24 protein-coding genes and 1 pseudogene are annotated in these 23,415 nt (G+C 32.2%); 20 read left to right on the forward strand and 5 right to left on the reverse strand.

Annotation, left to right across the window (positions count from 1 at the left end; all coding sequences use genetic code 11):
- The first annotated feature begins 60 nt into the window (after positions 1 to 60).
- From CN692_RS21420 to CN692_RS21475, 13 genes are all read left to right on the forward strand, one after another.
- Positions 61 to 486, forward strand: a complete 426-nt coding sequence (locus tag CN692_RS21420; protein ID WP_098121157.1) for a GNAT family N-acetyltransferase — start codon at positions 61 to 63, stop codon at positions 484 to 486.
- Between the two features lie 114 nt (positions 487 to 600).
- Entirely contained in the window at positions 601 to 1,524 is a 924-nt protein-coding gene (locus CN692_RS21425; protein WP_098121158.1) for a hypothetical protein, read from the forward strand.
- Positions 1,525 to 2,075: 551 nt separating this feature from the next.
- Positions 2,076 to 2,219 carry a hypothetical protein gene (locus CN692_RS26295; RefSeq protein ID WP_179874508.1) on the forward strand — a complete coding sequence of 48 codons (144 nt, stop codon included), beginning with the start codon at positions 2,076 to 2,078 and terminating at the stop codon, positions 2,217 to 2,219.
- Entirely contained in the window at positions 2,220 to 2,576 is a 357-nt protein-coding gene (locus CN692_RS21430; protein ID WP_098121159.1) for a type II toxin-antitoxin system death-on-curing family toxin, read from the forward strand. It abuts the gene before it with no gap.
- 786 nt (positions 2,577 to 3,362) lie between these two features.
- Positions 3,363 to 4,553 (forward strand): DUF445 domain-containing protein, encoded by a 1,191-nt coding sequence (locus CN692_RS21435; RefSeq protein WP_179874509.1) that lies wholly within the window; start codon positions 3,363 to 3,365, stop codon positions 4,551 to 4,553.
- A 267-nt stretch (positions 4,554 to 4,820) separates the two neighbouring features.
- Positions 4,821 to 6,329 carry a glucose-6-phosphate dehydrogenase gene (zwf, locus tag CN692_RS21440; RefSeq protein ID WP_098121161.1) on the forward strand — a complete coding sequence of 503 codons (1,509 nt, stop codon included), beginning with the start codon at positions 4,821 to 4,823 and terminating at the stop codon, positions 6,327 to 6,329.
- A gap of 3 nt (positions 6,330 to 6,332) precedes the next feature.
- Positions 6,333 to 8,324, forward strand: a complete 1,992-nt coding sequence (gene tkt, locus CN692_RS21445) for a transketolase (protein ID WP_098121162.1) — start codon at positions 6,333 to 6,335, stop codon at positions 8,322 to 8,324.
- A 92-nt stretch (positions 8,325 to 8,416) separates the two neighbouring features.
- Positions 8,417 to 9,310, forward strand: a complete 894-nt coding sequence (gene gnd / locus CN692_RS21450) for a phosphogluconate dehydrogenase (NAD(+)-dependent, decarboxylating) (RefSeq protein ID WP_098121163.1) — start codon at positions 8,417 to 8,419, stop codon at positions 9,308 to 9,310.
- A gap of 49 nt (positions 9,311 to 9,359) precedes the next feature.
- Positions 9,360 to 10,025: a fructose-6-phosphate aldolase gene (gene fsa, locus CN692_RS21455; protein WP_098121164.1), complete on the forward strand. Its 666-nt coding sequence runs from the start codon at positions 9,360 to 9,362 to the stop codon at positions 10,023 to 10,025.
- 107 nt (positions 10,026 to 10,132) lie between these two features.
- Positions 10,133 to 11,191, forward strand: a complete 1,059-nt coding sequence (locus CN692_RS21460; RefSeq protein ID WP_098121165.1) for a lactonase family protein — start codon at positions 10,133 to 10,135, stop codon at positions 11,189 to 11,191.
- A gap of 20 nt (positions 11,192 to 11,211) precedes the next feature.
- The gene (locus CN692_RS21465; RefSeq protein ID WP_098121166.1) at positions 11,212 to 11,526 is read left to right on the forward strand and encodes an iron-sulfur cluster biosynthesis family protein; all 315 of its coding nucleotides are present in this window, start codon (positions 11,212 to 11,214) and stop codon (positions 11,524 to 11,526) included.
- A gap of 361 nt (positions 11,527 to 11,887) precedes the next feature.
- Complete coding sequence (locus CN692_RS21470) at positions 11,888 to 12,544, forward strand: hypothetical protein (protein WP_098121167.1); 657 nt, start codon at positions 11,888 to 11,890, stop codon at positions 12,542 to 12,544.
- Positions 12,545 to 12,754: 210 nt separating this feature from the next.
- Positions 12,755 to 13,114, forward strand: a complete 360-nt coding sequence (locus CN692_RS21475) for a hypothetical protein (RefSeq protein WP_098121168.1) — start codon at positions 12,755 to 12,757, stop codon at positions 13,112 to 13,114.
- Between the two features lie 73 nt (positions 13,115 to 13,187).
- Here the strand turns inward: CN692_RS21475 and pssA are convergent, their stop codons facing one another.
- Positions 13,188 to 13,679: a CDP-diacylglycerol--serine O-phosphatidyltransferase gene (pssA, locus tag CN692_RS21480; protein WP_098121169.1), complete on the reverse strand. Its 492-nt coding sequence runs from the start codon at positions 13,677 to 13,679 to the stop codon at positions 13,188 to 13,190.
- A gap of 466 nt (positions 13,680 to 14,145) precedes the next feature.
- Between pssA and CN692_RS21485 the strand changes: the two genes are divergently transcribed.
- The 6 genes and pseudogenes from CN692_RS21485 (at position 14,146) to CN692_RS21510 (ending at position 17,666) form a co-directional block, all read left to right on the forward strand.
- Entirely contained in the window at positions 14,146 to 14,475 is a 330-nt protein-coding gene (locus CN692_RS21485) for a hypothetical protein (protein ID WP_179874510.1), read from the forward strand.
- Positions 14,476 to 14,865: 390 nt separating this feature from the next.
- Positions 14,866 to 15,243, forward strand: a pseudogene (gene tnpA, locus CN692_RS21490) (IS200/IS605 family transposase).
- 5 nt (positions 15,244 to 15,248) lie between these two features.
- Entirely contained in the window at positions 15,249 to 16,328 is a 1,080-nt protein-coding gene (locus CN692_RS21495; protein ID WP_098121170.1) for an RNA-guided endonuclease TnpB family protein, read from the forward strand.
- Positions 16,329 to 16,636: 308 nt separating this feature from the next.
- Positions 16,637 to 16,936, forward strand: coding sequence for a hypothetical protein (locus CN692_RS21500; RefSeq protein ID WP_098121171.1), 300 nt, complete (start codon positions 16,637 to 16,639; stop codon positions 16,934 to 16,936).
- 61 nt (positions 16,937 to 16,997) lie between these two features.
- Entirely contained in the window at positions 16,998 to 17,186 is a 189-nt protein-coding gene (locus CN692_RS21505) for a DUF6440 family protein (protein WP_098121172.1), read from the forward strand.
- A 57-nt stretch (positions 17,187 to 17,243) separates the two neighbouring features.
- A complete protein-coding gene (locus CN692_RS21510) occupies positions 17,244 to 17,666 on the forward strand; it encodes a GNAT family N-acetyltransferase (RefSeq protein WP_098121173.1) in 423 nt (140 codons plus the stop codon).
- A gap of 94 nt (positions 17,667 to 17,760) precedes the next feature.
- Here CN692_RS21510 and CN692_RS21515 read toward each other — a convergent pair whose 3' ends face one another.
- Positions 17,761 to 18,342, reverse strand: coding sequence for a TetR/AcrR family transcriptional regulator C-terminal domain-containing protein (locus CN692_RS21515; RefSeq protein WP_179865453.1), 582 nt, complete (start codon positions 18,340 to 18,342; stop codon positions 17,761 to 17,763).
- Positions 18,343 to 18,541: 199 nt separating this feature from the next.
- Between CN692_RS21515 and CN692_RS21520 the strand changes: the two genes are divergently transcribed.
- Complete coding sequence (locus CN692_RS21520; protein ID WP_098121175.1) at positions 18,542 to 19,201, forward strand: class I SAM-dependent methyltransferase; 660 nt, start codon at positions 18,542 to 18,544, stop codon at positions 19,199 to 19,201.
- A 74-nt stretch (positions 19,202 to 19,275) separates the two neighbouring features.
- Here CN692_RS21520 and CN692_RS21525 read toward each other — a convergent pair whose 3' ends face one another.
- From CN692_RS21525 to CN692_RS21535, 3 genes are all read right to left on the reverse strand, one after another.
- Positions 19,276 to 20,055 (reverse strand): nitroreductase family protein, encoded by a 780-nt coding sequence (locus CN692_RS21525; RefSeq protein WP_098121176.1) that lies wholly within the window; start codon positions 20,053 to 20,055, stop codon positions 19,276 to 19,278.
- Positions 20,056 to 20,319: 264 nt separating this feature from the next.
- On the reverse strand, positions 20,320 to 21,867 hold the full coding sequence (locus tag CN692_RS21530) for a bifunctional GNAT family N-acetyltransferase/carbon-nitrogen hydrolase family protein (RefSeq protein WP_098121177.1): 1,548 nt from the start codon (positions 21,865 to 21,867) through the stop codon (positions 20,320 to 20,322).
- Between the two features lie 290 nt (positions 21,868 to 22,157).
- Entirely contained in the window at positions 22,158 to 23,333 is a 1,176-nt protein-coding gene (locus CN692_RS21535) for a helix-turn-helix domain-containing protein (RefSeq protein WP_098121178.1), read from the reverse strand.
- Positions 23,334 to 23,415: the final 82 nt, after the last annotated feature.

The raw sequence follows: 23,415 nt of genomic DNA on the forward strand, positions 1-23,415 counted from the left end.
TATATAACAATATTTGGTATTTTTATGGAAGATTATATATGTGAATAGGAGAGGGAAAAGATGGCAGAAATAAAATTAATGAAAAGTAATTCAGATATTTTGAAAACGTTTCAAACAGTCAATCAATTACGTCCACATTTAAGAGAAGATAAATATGTTGAGACGATTAACAGATTAATAAATTCAAATCATTATCATCTTGTAGCTGTAGTTGAAAATGAAGAAGTAACAGCGGTTGCTGGCTATCGTATGACTGAATCATTAGCATGGGGTAAATATTTTTATGTGGATGATTTAATAACTAATGAAAGCCATCGTAAAAACGGCTATGCACAGCTTTTATGGAATTGGTTAATTAAAGAAGCGAAAGAGAATAATTGCGAACAATTCCACTTAGATTCTGGGGTTCAGCGATATGACGCACATAGATTTTATCTTAAAAATAGGCTGGATATAACTTGTCATCATTTTCAATTGAATTTTTAAGCAGATTATTACAAGACAGAAACTACAAGATGATTGTAACTCTATGAAACTCCCTCTTTTGTTCAGAGGTTTTTAATGATGAAAATGTTGAATAAATTTATAGGGGACATTTCCATGAATATTCCAATCTTAAGTAAGATTGATTTGAAACAACTACTGGATGAGTTTCAAATTCAAGATGTAGAATATGCACCCATATCCATTGGTAATAACCATGCTATTTATATTCTGTTTGCTGAGGAAATTCCTGAAGCAGTTCGTGAAGCATCATCAACAAGTAAAAAAAATTACAAAGCAATGGAACTATTTGTCGATTGGACAAACGGTGACCTGCTACATGCTAATTGTATTAACTTTGGTCAAATAAAACCCAATATCCATTTCATTGAACCTATAGGTGAGTACATTCTATTGCTAGGCTCTAGGACTAGCCTTTATAAAAATGGTACTTTCGATAATAATGCTGTTATTATGAGCCGTGATGGTAACTTGATTAATGAATTCTGTTTAGGGGATGGAATTGAACAATGTCTTGTTGATTCACAACAAAATATTATTACGAGCTATTTTGATGAAGGTGTATTTGGAAATAACAGATGGAACAACCCGATTGGTGCTAGCGGTTTAATAAAATGGACAAAAGACGGAAAAAAATTATGGGAAAACTCGAAATATGATATTTGCGATTGCTATGCGATAAACATAGACACAAAAGATAACTTATGGTTTTACTATTATACAGATTTCAAATTGGTAAAAACGAATGATAAAAAAGACATTGTCTTTACGCCAAATATTTCTGGGGCAGCATCTTTTCTGTTTAATCAGCGTCAAAATGGAATTCTTATTGATGGTGGATATAAAAAACATGGTCAATTTACATACATGGATTTAGGCGATGACAAACTTCGCAACAGCAAACCTTGCCAATTTGAATTTGAGGGAAAACCAATTCAATATTCGCAATATACCTTCCGTAATTCTAAGGCAATCTTCCTTACACAAGATCGGGCGTTATATATCACAAATTGGATTTGATTTATGGATAAGGGTAGACATTAAACATGCTTTAAACTGTCATTTAACAAGGTTTATAGCATGTTTATTTAGTGTTTGCAATTAGATATTTAATTCCTATTTTTAGCTAAATAAAAATACATAAAACTTTCACAAAAAACATACATACCACATTGTGGAAAAGTACACAATGTGGTAAATTTTAGGTGTGATTCCTATACATAAAATGACTATATTATGTGACGACTTTTTTCCCGCAGTAATTATGACTTTGGAAAAAGTTGATAACTAGACAAGAAATTGAGAGTAGTAAAATGGCTGCGAATATATTATTAAAAACGATAAAATTATCACCGCTAATCATTTAATAATAATTAGATAATAAATTGATTTTAAAAATTAAAAGAGGTACGAGTTATTAAGTGTCGAATGTAATTTTAATTACAAATAGTAGTTTGATGAGTAAGTGGACTGTATGTACCTACAATTTGTTGTGCAATACAAAAAAATAATCATATTCTTGGAGAACCTATTCATATATTTGTAGCAAAGATGTTTGGGAGGTTTATCCGATGAATAAGAAAGAAGATGAAAATATGTCAAACAAAGTACAAGAACCTATCAAACCAGCTGAAACAACTAAAACTATTAAATCTATATACGACAAAATCAAAGCTCGTAATGGCGAAGCTTTAGAGAGACTGAGCAAAAACTAATTGAGCGTTGCTATATACAAATACCTTGATGTAGCAGAAGTTGAAGAGCTTCATGATTACGCATTAAGGGATTACGGTGGTATTCCTGGGCGTGATATCGGGCGACTTGAATCTGTACTAGCATTACCTTCATCTGGCTTTGACGGATATGAACGCTTTCCCACGTTACATGAAAAAGCGGCAGTTTATATGTTTTATATCGCAACTGGTCATTGTTTTAAAGATGGTAATAAACGAACGGCATTTTTAGCAGCGAGTGTATTCATAATGATAAATGGTTACGATTTAATTGTAGATAATAATACAGTGGTTAACTTTATGATTATCCGACAGAAGACTCCTTCCTCAATTATGTGAAGGTGTGATAACACAAGTAATAGGTGGGAGATGAATGACGGTTGGTGTTAGCCAAAATGCTTTCTTCTTTGGCTACTATTCTGTACAATAGAGAATGTAAATACTGTAGAAAAAGAATGAATTCAAGTGTAGTGCTTGTTGCGTAAATAGAACTCGTCTGGTGGTTGTCATTCGCCTACACCATTCAAGAGTCGCAAATAGAACAACTGTAATACTCCTCAGTAAAAAACAGGCTGAGTACGTTTCACCTAGCGTTAGGTGAAGCCAAACCGTAGGAACTACGGGGTTAGCTTGGTAAATAAAAGTAACCTCTGCTGGTAAAAAATACACTAGTAAGTATGCTTTGTTCCCAAGAATCTCCCACTTCAAACAACTTGTAAGGATGTTAAGTGGTGAGCAGTTCAAGATTAGGGTTACTGATCAAAATAAAAGACCAACATTTGAAGAGGTAGTAAAATGGATAGAAACATATACTGTTTATTGACAGTCTGTGTCTCAATCCATTTTTGTAATTAATAAAATATTTAGAAGACCGGCTTATAATAGGTGGTCTATTTTGTTTGTTTTTTATAGATTCATATTTCATGTTGATCGTATCAATACTATTAAGACTGCTCGTGTTCCAGTCTATTTTTGCTAAACAGAAAATATTTTTTCCCTTTCCATTTGTAATCTTTCAAATCACTACCTCAAACAATAATAAATAAATTTTAGTAAATAAGATTTTAGAAATAGATAAAAGGAATGATATACTATTTTCAAATAGATCTAGGAGGATTTTTATTAATGAAAGAGAAAAATTCAAAACGGCTAGCTAATATTTCACTATTCGTTGCAACATGTGGTTTTGCTGCAACAATGCCGTTCCAATCGAAGCTATTACAGATCCTTTCTGGTGGATTTGAGGCAGCTTTAGTAGGTGGTCTTGCGGATTGGTTTGCTGTAACGGCAATGTTTCGTCATCCACTTGGTATACCTATTCCACATACAGCCTTATTGCCTAAAAATAGAGCGAAAATTACAGAGGGAATAATAAGTACGCTTAATAATCAATGGCTTAGTAAAGAAAGTTTAATTGAAAAAGTAGAAGAGCGTGAATGGATTAATCAAGGTTTAAGTGCATTTGAACGTCTGCTTGAAAATGATGAATCTAGAACAAAAATGATTGAGTCGATCCAACAATTTGGTGCTTCAATAAAGGATGAAACAATCGAAAATTATCTGTTAACGACATTTAAACCGACAATCAATTCAATATCCTCACAGAAATTGCTTAGCAATGCTGTTGATACTGTAATTGAAAAAGAATGGGATGCAAAAACTTATGAATTTCTAATTAATAAAATTGAAGAAACAGTCAGCACACCACATATAAAAGAATTAATCGGAAAAGAGATTATTCAGTTTATCGAACGTAAGTTTTTCATGATAAAAGCTTTTCTACCAATGATTGGTGAAGAAAAGATAACTGAATTTGTACATAGTGGATTAATAGACTTACTAACAGAATTAAAGGACCCTAAAAGTGATCGAAGGAATTTTATCCTATCCTTTATTCGACTGGAAGCAGAGAAAACTAAATCGAATGAAAATATCATTCATCAATTAGATGAATGGAAAAATAAAGGCTATGAATATGTTGTAAAACAAGCAATTAATTTGTTTAGAAATAAGTTAAATGATAAGGATTTTATCTTAAATTCAATCGAAAAAATTCTCGCTTTCATAAAAAATTCTAATTGGATTGAAAATGTTGAACAAAGCTTTAAGAAATTATTGATCAACACAATTGAAAAATATCATCATAAAATTGCAGACTTGGTAAAATTCAATATTGAAAAATTATCAACAGAAGAAATAACCGATTTACTAGAAAATAAAATCGGTAAAGATATAACTTGGATTCGTGTTAACGGAGCTGTTTGTGGGTTTATTATCGGTTTAATTTTAACAACTTTACGCATTGTTTTAACATAATAATCAAAGCCTTAATTAACCTAAAAAGTTAATTAAGGCTTTTTTAATGAAATTAAAAAAAACCAATAAATAGAAACATAAGCATTTTATTGGAAAGAAAAATTTTTTTCATGTATTATATGTTTGTGTAAAAAATATTTTCCGAATAGATAGTTGGAATGAATTATTTGAACTAACATTAGCTAGCTCTAAATAAAAATTAAAGATCGTTTGAAAATATATTTTTTATAAATCATTTAAAAGTTCGACTAAAAGGGGGTTTAATTAATGGATTCTATGTCATTTGTATTGTTCGGAGCCACTGGTGATTTAGCAAAACGAAAAATCTTCCCTGCTTTATATAATTTATATATTGACGACAAGATGCCGGATGCTTTTTCAATCATCGGAATTGGAAGAAAAGATTTTTCACATGACGAATTTCAGAATCAAGTAAAAGAATCACTAATTACTTTTTCAAGACGTTCTATAGAAGACCAAAAGATGGTCCAAGAATTTCTAGATTCAATTCGTTATCAAAAATTGGATATCACGAACAAAGAAGGATTCGTTGAATTATTAGATTTAGTCAAAGAAAGAGAAATGGAATTAAACATTCCTGAAAACAGATTATTTTATTTATCGGTAGCACCTGAATTTTTTGATGTAATTGCATCAAATGTTAAAGAAAGCGGACTTGGCACAACGAATGGATGGAAACGTCTAATCATTGAAAAGCCATTCGGACGTGATTTAAAAACAGCTAGAGAATTAAATGAAAAATTAAGTAAATCTTTTAAAGAAGAAGAAGTTTATAGAATTGATCATTACCTTGGAAAGCCAATGGTTCAAAATCTAGAAGCACTAGAATTTGCTAATCCGGTTTTACAAGCATTATGGAATAATCAATATATCGCAAATGTTCAAATTACTGCTAGTGAAACTGTCGGAGTAGAAGAACGAGCGGGTTATTATGATAAATCCGGAGCGATCCGAGATATGTTCCAAAATCATATGTTACAAATGTTAATGATGTCAGCTATGCATCTTTCAAATCAAAATACTGCAAGTGATGTGAGAGCTGAGAAGAAAAAAGTACTTGAATCACTTCGTCCTTTATTAAAAGAAGAAGTAGCTTCTCATGTAGTCCGTGGGCAGTATGGTTCTGGTGAACTAAATGGTAAGAAAGTAGTAGCTTATAAACAGGAACCAGGTATTGAGTTCTCTTCACAAAATGATACTTTTGTAGCAGCAAGAGTATTAATTGAAAATGATTTTTGGAAGGGAATACCATTCTATATCCGTACTGGTAAAAGAATGAAAGAAAAATCTACACGAATCGTTTTTGAATTTAAAAGTCCGATTCAAAACCTTTCTAACAAGAACAGTTCAAACAATGGGCCAAATTTATTAGTAATTGAAATTAACCCTAATGAAAGAGTTTCATTCTACTTAAATAGTAAAAACGTAGAAGGTAAAATTGAACCTGTACAAGCTCAGTATTTTGCTAATAAGGAAGCTCATCCTGAAGCTTATGAATTATTAGTAAATGATGCGTTACGAGGAGATTCAAAATTCTTTGCTCATTGGAATGAAGTAGAATTATCATGGCAATGGGTTCAACCAATTTTAGAAGCATTTGAAGAGAATTTAGTTCCACTTCAAACTTATAAAGCTGGTTCATTTGGTCCAAAAGCTGCAGATGAATTATTAGCAGAAGATGGATTTAAATGGTGGTTAGATACAGATTTTATTGAAAAACAAGACAAAGATTCAGACCTAAAAAGGAGCATATAAACGATGAATTCGATTTCTACATTATCAATTAATACAATCCGTACCCTTTCTATTGATGCGATCAATCAAGCTAATTCTGGTCACCCTGGTTTACCAATGGGTGCCGCACCAATGGCATATGCATTATGGGCTGAGCATTTAAAGCATAACCCAAAAAGTTCAAAATGGTTTGACCGTGACCGCTTTGTTTTATCAGCTGGCCATGGCTCAAGCATGTTATATAGCTTACTACATCTTGCAGGTTACGATGTTTCAATCGAAGACCTTAAAGATTTCCGTAAACTAAATAGTAAAACACCTGGTCATCCTGAATTTGGCCACACTGATGGCGTTGAAGCTACAACTGGTCCACTTGGGCAAGGGATTGCTACTGCAGTTGGTATGGCAATGGCTGAAGCACATTTAGCAGGTAAATTTAACAAAACTGACCTTTCTATTATTGATCATTTTACTTATGCATTAGTTGGTGATGGCGATTTAATGGAAGGTGTTGCATACGAAGCTATGTCTCTTGCAGGTCATATGAAACTTGGAAAGTTAGTAGTTCTATATGATTCAAACGATATTTCATTAGATGGTACATTAAACCTTTCTTATTCAGAAGATATGAAAAAGAGAGCTGAATCATTTAACTGGCAATATTTAAGAGTAGAAGATGGTAATGATCATGTTGAAATTTCAAAGGCAATCGAACTTGCTAAACAAAACACAGATCAACCTACTATTATTGAAGTTAGAACGATTATCGGATACGGAAGTCCTAAAGTGGCTGGTACAAATAAAGCCCACGGTAATCCATTAGGTCTTGAAGAAGCGAAAGAAACGAAGAAAGCCTACGCTTGGAACTACGAAGAAGATTTCTTTGTACCAGAAGAAGTTAAGTTACATTTCAAAGAAATCCAAGAAAAAGGTAGCGAAAAAGAAGCAGAGTGGAAGCAATTATTTAATGCATATCGCGAAGCTTACCCAGAATTAGCAGCTCAGCTTGAAAAAGCAATTAAAGGTGATGTTTTAATCGAAGCAGAAGATTTATTAACTTTTGATGAAAATAAAACAATTTCTACTCGTGTTGCAAGTGGTGAAGCGATTAATCATTACATTAAATCAGTTCCAGAAATTTTCGGTGGAAGCGCAGATTTATCACATTCAACAATGACAGATATTAAAGATGAAAGTAAATTTGCAGTAGAATCTTATGCTGGACGTAATGTTTATTTCGGAGTACGTGAGCATGCGATGGGTGCAGCAGCAAATGGTATGGCATTACATGGTGGAGTAAAACCTTTCGTAAGTACATTCTTTGTATTTAATGATTATTTACGTCCTTCTATTCGTTTAGCATCACTACAAAAATTACCAGTAACTTATGTGTTTACACATGACTCAATCGCTGTTGGCGAAGATGGACCTACACATGAACCAGTTGAACATTTAGCAGCTTTACGTGCAATTCCTGGTTTAACAGTAATTCGTCCTTCTGATGCAAATGAAACAGCTAATGCTTGGGCTTATGCATTACAAAACACAGAAGGTCCGATTGCTTTAGTATTAAGCCGTCAAAACTTACCTGTATATGAAGAAACAGCTCGTAAATTAGATCTTCTTACTAAAGGTGGTTACGTTTTAACTGAAACAAATGACCAACCTGATTTAATTTTAATCGCTACTGGTTCAGAAGTATCATTAGCAGTAAATAGTAAAAATGAACTAGAAAAAGAAAACGTCTCAGTACGTGTAGTAGCAATGCCAAGTTGGGAATTATTTGATAAACAATCAGATGATTATAAAGAATCAGTTTTACCATCAACTATGTTAAACCGTGTATCTATTGAAATGGGTATTTCACTTGGATGGGAACGTTATGTTGGTTTCAAAGGTAAAAAAATCTCAATTGAGACTTTTGGAGCATCTGGAACAGGTAATGAAGTAATGGCATTATTTGGATTTAGCACAGAGAATGTAGTTAATGTAAGTAAATCTTTGTTAAATTCTTAATCAATAAATGAATAATTGATTTTGTTAACATAAAAAAGTGTAACTAGAGAAAAACAATAATATTACTGTAGATATTTTGGGAGGATAAAGTAATGAAAGTTGGTTTAATTGGATTAGGTAAAATGGGCTTAAATTTAGGTCAAAATTTAATGGATCATAATCACGAAGTAGTTGCATTTGATTTAAATGCAGCTGCAGTAGAAGAAATGAAAGGTTTAGGTGCAATTGGTACTACAAACCTAGAAGAATTAGTTAAAAATCTTGATACTCCACGTGTACTTTGGATTATGGTACCACATGGTGTTGTTGATTCTGTTATTAATGACGTTAGACCATTCTTATCAGAGGGCGATATTGTTATTGAAGCAGGAAATTCTCACTATAAAGAATCAATTAGACGTTATGATGAATTAAAAGAACATGGCATTCGTTTCATGGATGCTGGTACTTCTGGCGGTATGGAAGGCGCACGTAATGGTGCTTGTTATATGGTTGGTGGAGACCAAGAAGCTTGGGATATTGTAGAACCAATTTTTAAAGATACTTCAGTAGAAAATGGCTACTTATATGCTGGTAAAATTGGTAGTGGACATTTCTTGAAAATGGTTCATAATGGTATCGAATACGGTATGATGGCTGCTATTGGTGAAGGGTTTGAAGTTTTAGAGAAAAGTGACTTTGATTTCGATTATGAAAAAGTTGCAAAAGTATGGAATAATGGTTCAGTTATTCGTTCTTGGTTAATGGAATTAACTGAAAATGCATTCTCTAAAGATGCAAAACTTGATGAAATTAGAGGCGTTATGCATTCTTCTGGTGAAGGAAAATGGACGATTGAAACTGCTCTTGACCTTCAAGCTGCTACACCAGTAATCGCAATGTCATTATTAATGCGTTACCGTTCTTTAGATAACGATACGTTCACTGGTAAAGTAGTTGCGGCTCTTCGTAATGAATTTGGTGGACATGCAGTTGAAAAGAAATAAATAAAGTATAAAATAAGAAATATCCCTAAACAAATGGAGGAAATTGAAAATGAAATTTTTTATTGACACAGCTAACGTAGCAGACATTCAAAAAGCTTACAAAATGGGCGTATTATCAGGTGTAACAACAAACCCATCTTTAGTAGCAAAAGAAGGAGTTAAATTCGAAGATCGTATCGAAGAAATCTTAAAATTAGTTCCTGAAGTAGAATCTGTTTCTGCAGAAGTAACACCAAACGCAGTAACTGCTGAAGAAATGATGGCTGAAGCTGATGAGCTTATTAAAATCAATGGTGGAGATAAAAATATCACAATTAAATTACCAATGACACTTGCTGGTTTAGAAGCTTGTCGTTACTTAACTAAAAAAGGTATTAAAACAAACGTAACATTAATCTTCACTGTTAACCAAGCATTATTAGCAGCTAGAGCAGGTGCTACTTATGTTTCTCCTTTCTTAGGACGTTTAGATGATATTTCTGAAGACGGTGTATTATTAGTTGCTAAAATTGCAGAATTATTCCGTGTTCATAACTTAGATGCACAAATCATTGCTGCATCAGTTCGTCACCCTGACCATGTTACTCGTGTAGCATTAGCTGGTGCACATATTGCTACTATTCCTTACAGTGTAATCGAGCAATTATCAAAACACCCATTAACAGATCAAGGTATCGAAAAATTTGCTGCTGACTGGGCAAAAACAACATTATAATTTGTCATAAACTTATGATTCTTAAATAAGTATTAAGCCCCCATTTTCATTGAAGCAATGAAATGGGGGTATTTACATAAAAACAAGGAATAGAGGAGGAAAATAGAATGAATTCGAATCAGAAATTTGTTGGTTATGTAGGTACATATACAAAAAGTGAAAGTAAAGGTGTTTATCAATTTACACTTGATACTGAAAAAGAACGAATTACAGACGTAAAACCAGTGGCTGAACTAGGAAATCCAACTTATTTAGCGATTAGTGAAGACAATAAGAATTTATATGCTGTTGTAAAAGAAGGAAATTTAGGTGGTATTTCTGTTTTTTCAATTAATGAAAACGGGGAACTACAAAAATTAAATGATCAGTTAATTGAAGGCGCTTCACCTTGTCATATTAGCGTGGATTCAAAAAAACAAAATATCGTTACAGCAAATTATCATAAAGGTACAATTGAACTATATAAAATAGATGAAGAAACTGGTTTTGCAAGTGTTGCGAAATCGATTATGCAACACGAAGGCACAGGACCAAATAAAGAAAGACAAGAAAAACCACATGCTCACTATTCTGGTTATACATTAAATGAAAAATACGTAGCTGCAATTGACCTAGGAATTGATCAATTAGTTACTTATAAAATCGAAGACAATTCTTTAGTTGAAGTAAGTAGTCTCTCTGTTAAACCTGGAAGCGGTCCACGTCACATCACATTCCATCCGAATGGCAAATTTGCGTATATTATGACTGAACTTAGCTCAGAAGTAATCGCTCTTCAATTTAATGAAGAAAACGGAAACTTTACTGAACTACAGTATATTTCTACGATTCCAAGTGATTTTACTGAAAACAATCAAGGAAGTGCTATCCATATTTCAAAAGATGGTCAATTCGTTTACGCTGGTAATCGTGGTCATAATAGCATCGCAGTATTTAGTGTAAATCAAGATACTGGTAAGCTTGAATTAGTTGAAATTACTTCAAGTGAAGGGAACTGGCCAAGAGATTTCGTTTTAGACCCTTCTGAAAATTATTTAGTTGGTTCAAATGAAATTTCAGGAACTCTAGTTTTATATTCTAGAAATAATACAACTGGTAAACTAACAGCGATTCAAACAGACGTACAAGTTCCAGAAGCTGTATGTGTGAAGTTCTTAAACGCTTAATATAAATGGGAGACTATAAAATGGATTTTAAAATAACTGAAGAGGCAAAAGAAATACTTGCAGGAGTAGATCAAAACAAAATACTTCAATTAGAATTTGATCGTGGAAGTTGTGACGTTGTCAACAATATATATGAAATAAAAGTTATTAATAAAAGAGAATGCGGCCCTAATGAAAAAATGATTATTGGAGACGGATTTGAATTTATGGTTAATAAAAATTTTGAAGATGTATATGAAGACCAACTAGTTATTGATTATAAGGATGGTTCTTTTATTTTCAAAAATAGAAACCAGATTTTTAATAATCGTATTGGATTGACTTATATTAAATAGGATTATTAAGGTGAATTAAATAGTGCAATATTTTAAGATGTGATTCTACTACGAATCGCATCTTTTTTTAGTTAACAATTATAGGAATAGAATATTGTGAAAAATGAAGAGAAAAAATGAGAATTAACCCAATTGACGGTAAATATTGTTTAATAGATAATTAATATAGAATATCAAAAATTATAAATTGTTAATGGAGCAAGCTAGACAGATTCCTTTAAATTATTTTGATTAAGAAATCTTTTTGAAGGGCTTACAACAGTTGATGTAAATCGTTCAAAATTTATAAAAATATCATAAAATTATACATACCTAATTGCTAATTTGGTTTGATAATTTTCAAAGAAGGTGGTTGGTTTTTTTGTTAAAAAATAAAAAGTTCTTAACTATTTCAATTATTCTATTTCTAATATGTATAGGTTTAAGCATTAATTTTCCAAACGATTATACTTTAGGTGCAAAAGCTTCAGTCAATAATATACCGATTACGAAGGACAGCGGTATAAATTATAAAGGAGTTATATGGTTATTCTTCTTTGTAATAAGCCTTTATTTTCTTGCAAAAGCATTAAAAAAATACAAAGCTCGAATTATAATACTTGCTATAATAATTTCTGCAGTTAGTCCTCCTTACCTTACTTATGCATATCAAAATACGATTGCAACTGGCATTTACGCGATTTCATATGAATCCCAAAATAGTGAATGTAATTTTGATAAAGTTAATGAAAGAACACTGCATGGAGTATGTGAGCTTAATTTTAAAAACTACAGTAGCAAAGCTGTACATTTTAATGTTGATTTTTATGATAAATATCCGTTTGAAGAAGAGGTGCAAATGTTATCACTCATGAAAATAGGTGCTCCTTATAGTGTGAATTTAGCTGGAAATGAGACAAAAAGAGTAAAAATTGAAACGGATATTGATCTGTCAAAGATGAAACATCATATTGATGGTGGTGGCTCTAATGATGTACATATAATGATCAGCTCGGGAGATAAAACTAGAAAATTATAAGTCCTTTTTATTCATAAATCTACTAAAATAGCAAATAATTGAATAGTATAAATAGTATAGAGTCACTATGGTGGCTCTTATTTTTTATATAAGGAGGTAAATTTTCGAAGTTGATTTCAGGATTAATTGCATTGAATGTGATATGATATAGTCTAAAAACATACACTTTTCTTAGCGATGTATATTTTTTACACTTTAGGGGATGGAGAAATGAAGATCGAAATGCTAAAAGCGAATATGCTGGCTGAGGATATTAATGACTTTATTCAATTAGTACATAATAGTTATGAAAATAGTAAGTTTACATCAATAAATAATAAAGATAAAATCTTTCAAATAAAACTACTAATTGAAGAGTACAGGTTTCAAGTATTAGTAGATGAACTCTTTAGAATTAATCGTTTTTCATGGGATGAAAAATACACATACTTATTGGTTAATAATTTTTTAAAAGGAATCAGTATTATTGATGAATACGTAGAAAATAACTACAATGAACTATATCTTTTTACTGCTAAATTATACTCTCTAAAAAGAGGTATAGATTTATTTAGTCCAAGAGAAGTATGATCGCGGTGTCAATTTAAAAAAGCTAGTTCCTTTTAGATGAGGACTAGCTTTTTTAAGGTTTATATGAAAGTTGTTATAGCTTTTTAAATCTGAATGGACTAACCATTAAAAAAGCGAGTATTAATGTAATCCAGGCATTACTATATAAAAACATACTCATTCCAGCTAAAGGTAATCCCGCAGCAGGTATAGGTAAACCTCTAAAATATCCAATAGTTGGTTTCGCACTAAATTTAGCTAATCTTAATGCGCCCATTGTAGGGAATAGGATAAAGGCCAAGGAAGTTAAAATTGATGGGGCCGAAATAGAATGAAATAAAAGTGCAGGAGCAACTCCAAAACTAACTATGTCCGCTAGGGAATCCAGCTCAACACCAAACTCACTATTTACTTTTAATTTCCGTGCAACTCTACCGTCAAGTAAGTCGAAAATAGCGGAGATGAAAATAAAAATAGAGGCGAGCAATATTAACCCACTCATATTAAAAGTAATTGATAGCACTCCACAGAGTAAATTTCCGATTGTAAGTAAATTAGGTATGGCCTTAATGATTTGAGTGTACATAGTGATCCCACCTGACTATTGAAAATCTTTAAATAGTATTTTCTATCTATGTACACATTATTCCTAAACTGATTTTTGAATAGTTGAAAGGAAAAACATTAGTTGATTTCAAGGGGATGTGCGAAAATATTGATTTTTATCCTTTAATAAAAATGACTAAAAAGACGTTTAAAAACGCCCTCTTAGAATGAGTTGTTCATTATATTTCAATTAGCTAATTTGCAACGGAGATTTCTTCAAACGGCATAGGACGATCGAAATAGTAACCTTGTCCGATATCACAATTTAATTTTTTAAACACGTTCATTTGGGCTTTCAATGGACTTTCTTACCATCTATTTTAAAAGTTTTTTTAAGAATTTGTGTTATATTTTTGAAAAAGCTTCAAAATAAAAAGGAAAAAATTATCAAATAATGAATATTATTTACATAGGAATTTATTTGAAAGTAATTTTGGAGGTATTAAATGAAGGCATTATCAGCGTCATTTGGATTAATTCTAGAAGTAACTAGAATACTATTGATCTTCGGTTTACTAGGTGCTATTTTTTCAGCGGTTGTATCAAAAGCATATGGGATTATAGGTGTGGAACTTACTAAGACTGGATGGTGGAGTTCTGTAGGGATCCTTGTTTTAATTTTTGTCTTGTATCGAAACTACATACAATTTAGTGGATGGTACAATGGAAAAGGGAAGGGAAAATTACCTACTAAAGTTACAAGACTATTCGTTTCATCCAGTGTAGTATTGATATTACTTCCTGGTTTAATTGAACTTGTACAAAAGTTTATCTAAATAAAAATAGTTGGTTAGTATAATAAAGAGATCGACGTTTCGTCGATTTTTTTATTTCAAAATCCGGAATTTGAGCTCATAAAGCAATCAAAAGTAGCAAGAAGGTAATAGATTACTAATAGAGTGTTCATAAGTTAAGAAGCAAATATTTTAGGAGGGATTGTTTGACACTATTTGGCTAATTATTTTGGGGAATTATTGTTTTTGCAATTGCATTTGCTTTCTTCATGCAAAAAAAGTTTGGTACAGCAGCACCAGATAAATCGGATAGTCAAAAATTACAGCCCTTCCCGAACGGGAAAGCCCATTGCCTTAGGCATGGGATGAAAGTGAGGTTGGATACGGAGTGCTACTAATAACCGCAAGGTTTGTGGCGCTTTAGTATCCAAAATGTTAGTATCTTATATTTTTTATCTTTTATGTTGTAGTTGTCCTCGATACAGAAGGAAAATTTTCCTTAACACAAAAGTGGAAGAGCGATTCAAAGAGTTGGTTCAAGAGATTTGTGAAGAGCTGAATATTGTTATTGTCGCAAAGGAATGTGACAAAGACCATGTTCACTTGTTCTTAAACACACTACCAACACTTAGTCCTGCTGATATAATGGCAAAAATCAAAGGAGTGACATCAAAGAGTTTGAGGGAAGAGATTCCTCATCTCATGCACTTGCCAAGTCTATAGACACGTTCTTATTTTGTTTCTACTGCTGTAAATATATCAAGTGAGACAATAAAACATTATGTCGAAAATGAAAAAACAAGGGGGTGAAACTTGTGTCACAAACCATAACAGTCAAAGTTAAATTGCTTCCAACAAAAGAACAAATCCGACTATTGGAACAAAGTAGTCACGAGTATATCAAAGTCATTAACACACTTGTATCTAAAATGGCTGAAGAAAAGAAAAGCACTAAACAAAGCACAAAAGATATTGCAGCCAATATCCCAAGTGCGGTGAAGAACCAAGCGATTAAAGACGCTATAAGTGTGTTTTCTACAAAAGTGAAGAAAAGCAAATATAAAATTGTGCCGATTCTAAAGAAACCTGTTTGTGTATGGAATAACCAAAATTATTCATTTGACTTAACGCACATTTCAATTCCATTTATGGTAAATGGAAAGTCGACTCGTTTAAATGTTCGAGCTTTGTTAATAGATAAACATAACCGTAATTTTGACTTGTTAAAGTACAAGTTAGGTACTCTTCGTATCACGAAAAAATCCAATAAGTGGATTGCCCAAATATCTGTCACGATTCCTACAAATAAAAAAACAGGAACAAAGATTTTAGGTGTAGACTTAGGTCTCAAAGTACCTGCGGTAGCCATCACAGACGATGACAAAGTTCTTTTCTTCGGAAACGGCAGACAAAACAAATATATGAAACGTAAGTTTCGTAGTACTCGCAAAAAGCTAGGCAAAAACAAGAAATTGAATGTCATACAAAAACTTGATAATAAAGAACAACGATGGATGCAAGACGGAGACCACAAAGTAAGTCGTGAGATCATTAATTTTTCAACTGCGAATAACATCTCTGTCATTCGGTTAGAGCAACTAACGAATATTAGACAGACGGCACGAACAAGCCGTAAAAACGAAAAAAATCTGCATACTTGGTCATTCTATCGTTTAGCACAATTTATCGAGTACAAAGCAACATTAGTTGGTATCAAGGTCGAATACGTGAACCCTGCTTATACAAGTCAAACTTGTCCTAAATGTTCTGAAAAAAACAAGGCGCAAGACAGAAAATACAAGTGCAGATGTGGATTTGAGAAACACCGTGATATCGTTGGGGCGATGAATATTCGCTATGCAACTGTGATTGATGGTAATAGTCAATCAGCCTAAACACCTATATGGTCTGGTTTAGGAGGGGCAATGAGATGCCCTCATCTTGAAGGCTGTTCAAAACAGAAATGGACTGCGAACGTTTAGTCATTCAAGAATCCCATCCGTTAATCCGTAAGGATTAGGGCTTGCGACTTTAGTCGTGGGAGTCTCAATAGACAGACACATAATAATGATCGTCCAATATTTTAAAGTTTATTTCTAACAAGAATGTGTGCGTGTAATTCCACAAATATTTAAAAATTGGTTTAATATAAAAGTGTGGGGTAGTTCCTTTATTTTGCTGAGCTACCAAGAAAGGATAACAAATGAAAAAGATTGATGAATACTTCGAAACAGCAATGGAAGCATGGGATATGATGCAAAAAACAACAGATGATGAGGGAGCAGAATGGGCAGAAAGATTTGAACGCTACTTCTATGAATTTATCGATGAATTAAAAAATTGGTGGTCGAATCTTGACCAAAAACCAAAGAGTATTGAGGAAGCTGAAGAGTTGCCAGAAATAAAAAAATGGATGGAGCAAATTCCAGCACCTGTACAGATAAATTTTCAAACTGAGTTAGAAGATATTATAGACGGTTTTGATACAGTACGTTTTGATTAATAATGATTGTGAAGGCTACTATATCTTGGTCAAAATTTGAAAAGTCAGGGAGGGAATCTACTTGTTTAGTAAAGATGATGAAAATAGATTTAATATAGTTTATAAAGAAGGAAAATTGTCTGGCATTAAAATATTAGAAGATCGAGAAACAGGTGTTCATTACTTATTTAGTTGGGATGGCTATGCAGGTGGAATTACACCATTGTTAGATAAGGACGGGAAACCAGTCATAAAATTAAGTAATGAATAGTTCGCATTAATAAATTTGCGAAAATTGTAATGTCTAGGTGAAGCAAGGTCAAATAGAATGGCATTAGAATTGAAAATTAAGAAAGATGTAACAATCCGATCATATAATGAAATTGACTTTACTCAAATACATAATTTAAATAGAAGAGAAGAATGGAATAATCTCGTTGAAAAACAAGATGATACAAAGAAGGCATGGGAAAATTCAAACGTTAAATTTGTCGCGTGTTTGAATGATCAAATCATTGGATATATTAGAGGTTTAACAGATGGAAATATAACATTATATGTTTCAGAACTATTAATCGATAAACAGTATAGGGGATTAGGGATTGGGACAAAGTTATTAAAATATGTACATGAACTATATCCTAAAACGCGCATTGATTTGTTAGCATCAAGTTCATCTCAACAATACTACGAAACGATTAAATTTAGACGGTTTAACGGATACAGAAAAACTGTTTTGGAGTGGGATTGAGATATTTTGAGGTTTAGTAATACATATAAGGTTTAAATTTCATAAATAAGAAAAAAGTCACATCTAACTTCCAAAGTAAGATGTGACTTTTTTCTTATTCAGTAAGTAAACCAGCAAATAGTACCCTTAATCCATATAGAAATTGTTCTTCGAAATCAAAACCAAAATGATACTGCTCACCTAAAAATGAAGTAAAAGCAGTAATTTCTTCAAATGAGAAAGTGAATTGCTTAGCACGATATTCATCTGCTACAAAGGATAGGACATAATTGTTATATAGATTGCCAGCAACTATACAGTTTTTATCAGAAACACCGTATTTACTTAAAGTTGATAAAGTGAATTTTACTGCCTTTAATCTACTTGGTGTCATCGGCATTGACTGTGCAAAAACTTCAACTGCATCTCTTGTGTTTAGTAATACTCTACGGACTTCTAAGGCGAGGGCAGTTAACGCTTCTTTTGCATCATCAATTTCTACAGGAAGGACGATTTCATTATTAAGGTTCTCAGCAATTAAATCAATTAGAGCCTGTTTATCTTTAATATGCCAATATAAGGATGCAGCCTTAATGTCAAGTTCTTTTGCTAATGTGCGCATTGATAGATTACTTATTCCATCACGATTTAATATTTCAAGTGATGCGCTTACAATTGCTTCTTTAGTAATAGCCATAAAATCTCTCCAAAAAAATATAATAATATCCATTGACTCTAACGGTGTTAGATGATAATCTAACGTTGTTAGGGAGCTAACAATGTTAGAGGTGTTTACAACCTCATTGTACAAGAAATGGAAACTACTTTAAAGTTGGAGTATTTATTTATACAAAAAAGTATGGTTATTTATATAAAAGAGATGGGTGGATCTTACTATGAAAAATATGCGGAAGAAAAAAGACGTTGGTATATATGGATTAACTGCAAAATGGTATGATAAAAATTCACGAAAAAGCCGAATGACTCAAATGCAAGAATATGCAAATGAAATTAAAACATTAGTCAAAGAAAAAGCAAAGATTTTAGAAATTGCACCTGGTCCAGGGTATTTATCAATTGAACTTGCGAAGATGGGCTTTGAAGTTACAGGTGTAGAAATAAGCCCTGATTTTGTTACGATTGAAAAGAATAATGCAAAAGAAGCAAATGTTTCAGTTGATTTTAAAGAAGGAAATGCATCAAATCTACCTTGTGAAGAAAATACATTTGATTTTATTGTTTGCAGTGCTGCCTTTAAGAATTTTAAAGAGCCTGTAAAGGCAATTTCTGAGATGTATAGGGTATTAAAACCGGGCGGAACAGCTCTTATTATTGATATGAATTTTAATGTAACGGCTGATGATATAGAAAATGAAATTATTAAAACTGAAATGAAAGGCTTTGATAAGCATTTTGTAAAATTTGCATTCAAAACATTCTTGAAAAAAGGTGCTTATACAAAAGAAGATTTTGAAATTTTTATAAATGAAACGGAATTTATGGACTATAAAATTAAGCAAGAAGATATTAGTTTATATGTTTATCTAACTAAGTAATCCTTTAATAATGATTATAAAAAAAGTAAAAAGTCGAACTCCATCAATTGGAATTCGACTTTTTTAACAGAAACTTATTTGTTGTTCATAAAATTTTGTTTTTCTAAGTAATTTAGAACTGTTTGAGAATATTCGTGATGAGATTCTTGCGTATATTTTGCAATCGTGTAAATTTGCGCAAGGTTTTTTAATCCAAGTTGTTCTGTCATTTCTTTCAGTTTTGGAACGTCCATATAACGTTGCCATCCTTTTTCATTTCTTTCATTGTAAATTTCAAGAATTTCTTCATCCGAATAATCATTATATTGTTCATAATGAACAAGACCATGCCTTGGTAGACGGTCACGTAGGGCAGGATTTTCTTTTGGATAGCCTAATGAATAACCTACGATCGGTACAACATTTGGTGGTAAGTTAAGAATTTCTCCAATTTGATTACAATTTGCTAGCGTAGAGCCCATATAACAAAGTCCAAGACCTGCATTTTCAGCTGCTAGAGCACAGTTTTGAGATGCCAAAGTAGCATCAATTGCCCCAATCATAAAGCTCATGAAATTGTCAAAATGAACTGGTGCATCATTAAGTGTAAGCCATTTTCTCATTCGATTAAAATCTACACAGAACGTTAAAAGGATTGGTGCATCAATAACCATTGATTGTTCCATATGTGCAGAATATAATTTCTTCCTAATTTCTTTGTCTTTCGTGACAATTATGGAATAAGACTGCATATTACCACTTGATGAAGCGCGAATACCTGCATCTAATATTTGATCTAATAGTTCTTGACTAACTTCCTTATCCTCATATTCTCGTATCGATCTGTGTCCATGTAAAACATCGTTGAATTCCAAAATAATCACTCCTAGTATTATAAGATAGTAGTAGAAATAAATATAATCAATAAATCTGTTTAGAAATTCTTAATACATAATTATTTCTGAATAATCTAATTATAAAGTAAACATATCATAATTTGTCGAAATCGTATAGTTTTTTGCACTTTTATGAAGAAAAATATTTTCGTGAAATAGAGTGATGTTTTAATCTTACTTTGTCTTGAAGACAAACATAAAGAGCCCAGTCTAGAAATCTAGACTGAGCTTCTGTTTATTACTTCATTCTAACTTTAAATTTTTGAATTCAATTCGATACAAGTCGCGTCGTCGATCGCGTAATTGTCGGACAGAACCTGTGTTACGAGAACGTCTTAATTTTTCAAGATCGACATCTCCAACAACGACAGTATCAACATTCGCATCACATTCACCAACAATTCCATCTCTTGCAAAACCGAAGTCTGAAGGGGAGAAGATACCGGATTGTGCATATTGAATGTCCATGTTTTCAACGTGAGTTAAATTTCCTACCGTTCCTGCTATACAAGTATATACTTGGTTTTCAATTGCTCTTGCTTGAGCACAATAACGAACTCGGAGATACCCCTGGCGATCGTCTGTACAAAATGGAACAAAAATGATATTTGCTCCTTGATCTACGGCTATACGAGCAAGTTCAGGAAACTCAATATCATAACAAATTTGTATTGCGATTTTACCACAGTCTGTGTCAAATACATGTATTTCGTTTCCTTCTGAGATTCCCCACCATTTTCTTTCATTAGGAGTAGCGTGTATCTTCAATTGCTTTTCAATCGTGCCATCTCTTCTAAATAGATACGCCACATTATAAATATTTCCATCTTCTTCAACGAAATGCGATCCCCCGACAATGTTGACATTGTATCGTACGGCAAGTTCTGTAAAAAGTTCGATGTATTGTTCAGTGTATGTAGCTAGTCTACGAACAGCTTGATCAGGTCGTTTTTCTTCAAGGAAAGACATCAATTGAGTTGTAAACAGTTCTGGGAAAACGGCAAAATCCGAACCGAAATCAGCCGCGACGTCAACATAATATTCAATTTGCTTCGTAAAATCTGCGAACGAATCAATTTTTTTCATCATGTATTGTATAGCACATATTCTAACTGGGAATGACGCACGATAAACACGCTTGGATTTAGGAAGATAGTCAATATTACTCCACTCCATCAAAGTGGCGAAAGAATCCGATGCCTTATCATCTGGGAGATAGCGTGTGTTAATACGTTTAATTGTAAAACCTTCCATTAATTGAAATGATAAAACAGGGTCATATATACTATGTTTCTCTACTGCAGCTACATACTCACGAGGTGACATTTCCTCTCTATGTTTATGGTAATTTGGAATTCGGCCACCTATAATGATGCTTTGAAGATTTAATTGCCGAGCTAGCTCTTTTCGTGCTTCGTAAAGACGATGACCTATTTTCATCCGACGGTATTCCGGGTCGACCATTACTTCAATTCCATATAAATTAAACCCATTAGGGTCATGATTCGTAATATAACCATTGTCTGTAATGACGTTCCACGTATGTTGATCATCATATTCATCAAAATCAACCATCAAGCTTGAACAGGAGCCGATAATTTTATCTTCATACTCAACACAAAACTGACCTTCAGGAAAAATTCGAATATGACTCTCTAATTGCTCCCGCTTCCAGCCCTCCATACCTGGAAAACAACGGCTTGATAATTTCATAATCTCAGCAATATCATCCATACGTATATTTCGCACTTCAATTTTCTTCTCGTATTTTGACATATCTGTTTCTGACATATTCTCACGTCCTATATTTAAATATCTTATTTATAATGATCAATAAATTAAAAATACACTGTTAGGTTACCCATAATTTACCTTTTCAACATAGGAGAAATAGAAAGAAACAGTTTATCAATAATAATCATAGTTATATCAACAAATTTCGGTATTTTATCAACAAAAATAATAACTATATCAATAAATTTCACCACTTTATCAACAAATGACATACATTGTTCGTATTACTGCTAATCCACTCATATCAAAATAAAAAAGAGCTGTCTCAATATTTATGAGACAGCTCTTTATTCTGGACGATTATTCCGAAAAGCATTCGGCGGAACACCTACGATTTCTTTAAAAACTTTACCGAAATGATTTTGGTAATTAAATCCGACAGCAATAGCTACTTCTAAAATAGACTTATCGGTTTGAAGTAACAGTTTTTTACTTTCATTCACTCTGATTTTATTTAAATTATCATTAAATGACATGCCAGTTTCATTTTTTAATTTTTTTGAAAGGTGAGAAGTACTAGTATTAAATTTTCTAGCTACTTCCTGCAAAGTAATACTTTCATAAAAGTTTGTATTCAAGTAAAGAATGATTTTTTTTATTAAATTAGAGTAATTTGGATTCGAAAAATAGATTATGCATTCTGAGAACTTTATAATCATTTCTTTCATTAATTTAAAAATAGTAAGTTTTGAAGTTAATCCTTCCACTAACGTAATATATTTGTCTGCTAATGTCCTTGCATATTCATGATCACTACCAGAATCAATAGCGTATTGTGAAATAATGCCACAGGCTGCTATAAAATGATTTTTCATGGATCTTAATGAATCACCTTTTGCAAGGTCGATTTGATCAAATGTATGGAGGAGTTTATTGAAATCAAATTTTTGGTCTAATTCAGTAAATTTCCCTTCTAGTATGATTGATTTAAATTCTTCATATTCCTCAGAGGTTGCATGTCTTGTGTCATTCTCATAATAAAGTTCAATTAAGGAAACATCGGGAACATAAGGAGTTAGATGGTCATTACTTTCATGATGATAAATTTTAGGTTGAGAGATTGCGTTATTAGAAAATGGTCTGATTAACCATTGAAATAATTTTAAAAAATGCTCCTGTTTTTTATAATTATCAGTTTTTGCCGAACCGTTTGAAGAATCCAAGTTTAAAGGAGTACTTAATATAATAATTAAACTTTCACTTTCGTTTTTTATAAAAAAAACATCGTATAAGTTAGATTCAGACCAATATAGCTTAAAATGATTAGTTTGAGATTCTAAAATAGAATGATAGTTCGACTTTATTAATTCAATCATATTCGGTGTGATTCTATTAGATGAAACAAAAGAAAATAGGATTTCGAACTCCAAATCAATTCCTAAAATATCAATTTCAGATACAATATGAAAGCTTTTTAACTTCATTTCTAATCCAGATAAATTAATGTGATGATAGTTTTTCAAAATAGAACCCCACAATTTAGTCAATATTTTATCAAAATGAACAAAATTATATCAAAAGTATTGTTTCTTTTATTATATATTT

The organism is Bacillus sp. AFS002410 (genome assembly GCF_002556365.1).
GTDB lineage: Bacteria > Bacillota > Bacilli > Bacillales > Bacillaceae_G > Gottfriedia.

Bases quoted from the DNA above. Each gene is read 5' to 3' on its own strand.
- CN692_RS21420 (WP_098121157.1), top strand. From the start codon at position 61: ATGGCAGAAATAAAATTAATGAAAAGTAATTCAGATATTTTGAAAACG.
- CN692_RS21425 (WP_098121158.1), top strand. From the start codon at position 601: ATGAATATTCCAATCTTAAGTAAGATTGATTTGAAACAACTACTGGAT.
- CN692_RS26295 (WP_179874508.1), top strand. From the start codon at position 2,076: ATGAATAAGAAAGAAGATGAAAATATGTCAAACAAAGTACAAGAACCT.
- CN692_RS21435 (WP_179874509.1), top strand. From the start codon at position 3,363: ATGAAAGAGAAAAATTCAAAACGGCTAGCTAATATTTCACTATTCGTT.
- zwf (WP_098121161.1), top strand. From the start codon at position 4,821: ATGGATTCTATGTCATTTGTATTGTTCGGAGCCACTGGTGATTTAGCA.
- tkt (WP_098121162.1), top strand. From the start codon at position 6,333: ATGAATTCGATTTCTACATTATCAATTAATACAATCCGTACCCTTTCT.
- gnd (WP_098121163.1), top strand. From the start codon at position 8,417: ATGAAAGTTGGTTTAATTGGATTAGGTAAAATGGGCTTAAATTTAGGT.
- fsa (WP_098121164.1), top strand. From the start codon at position 9,360: ATGAAATTTTTTATTGACACAGCTAACGTAGCAGACATTCAAAAAGCT.
- CN692_RS21460 (WP_098121165.1), top strand. From the start codon at position 10,133: ATGAATTCGAATCAGAAATTTGTTGGTTATGTAGGTACATATACAAAA.
- CN692_RS21465 (WP_098121166.1), top strand. From the start codon at position 11,212: ATGGATTTTAAAATAACTGAAGAGGCAAAAGAAATACTTGCAGGAGTA.
- CN692_RS21475 (WP_098121168.1), top strand. From the start codon at position 12,755: ATGAAGATCGAAATGCTAAAAGCGAATATGCTGGCTGAGGATATTAAT.
- pssA (WP_098121169.1), bottom strand. From the start codon at position 13,679: ATGTACACTCAAATCATTAAGGCCATACCTAATTTACTTACAATCGGA.
- CN692_RS21485 (WP_179874510.1), top strand. From the start codon at position 14,146: ATGAAGGCATTATCAGCGTCATTTGGATTAATTCTAGAAGTAACTAGA.
- CN692_RS21500 (WP_098121171.1), top strand. From the start codon at position 16,637: ATGAAAAAGATTGATGAATACTTCGAAACAGCAATGGAAGCATGGGAT.
- CN692_RS21510 (WP_098121173.1), top strand. From the start codon at position 17,244: ATGGCATTAGAATTGAAAATTAAGAAAGATGTAACAATCCGATCATAT.
- CN692_RS21515 (WP_179865453.1), bottom strand. From the start codon at position 18,342: ATGGCTATTACTAAAGAAGCAATTGTAAGCGCATCACTTGAAATATTA.
- CN692_RS21520 (WP_098121175.1), top strand. From the start codon at position 18,542: ATGAAAAATATGCGGAAGAAAAAAGACGTTGGTATATATGGATTAACT.
- CN692_RS21530 (WP_098121177.1), bottom strand. From the start codon at position 21,867: ATGTCAGAAACAGATATGTCAAAATACGAGAAGAAAATTGAAGTGCGA.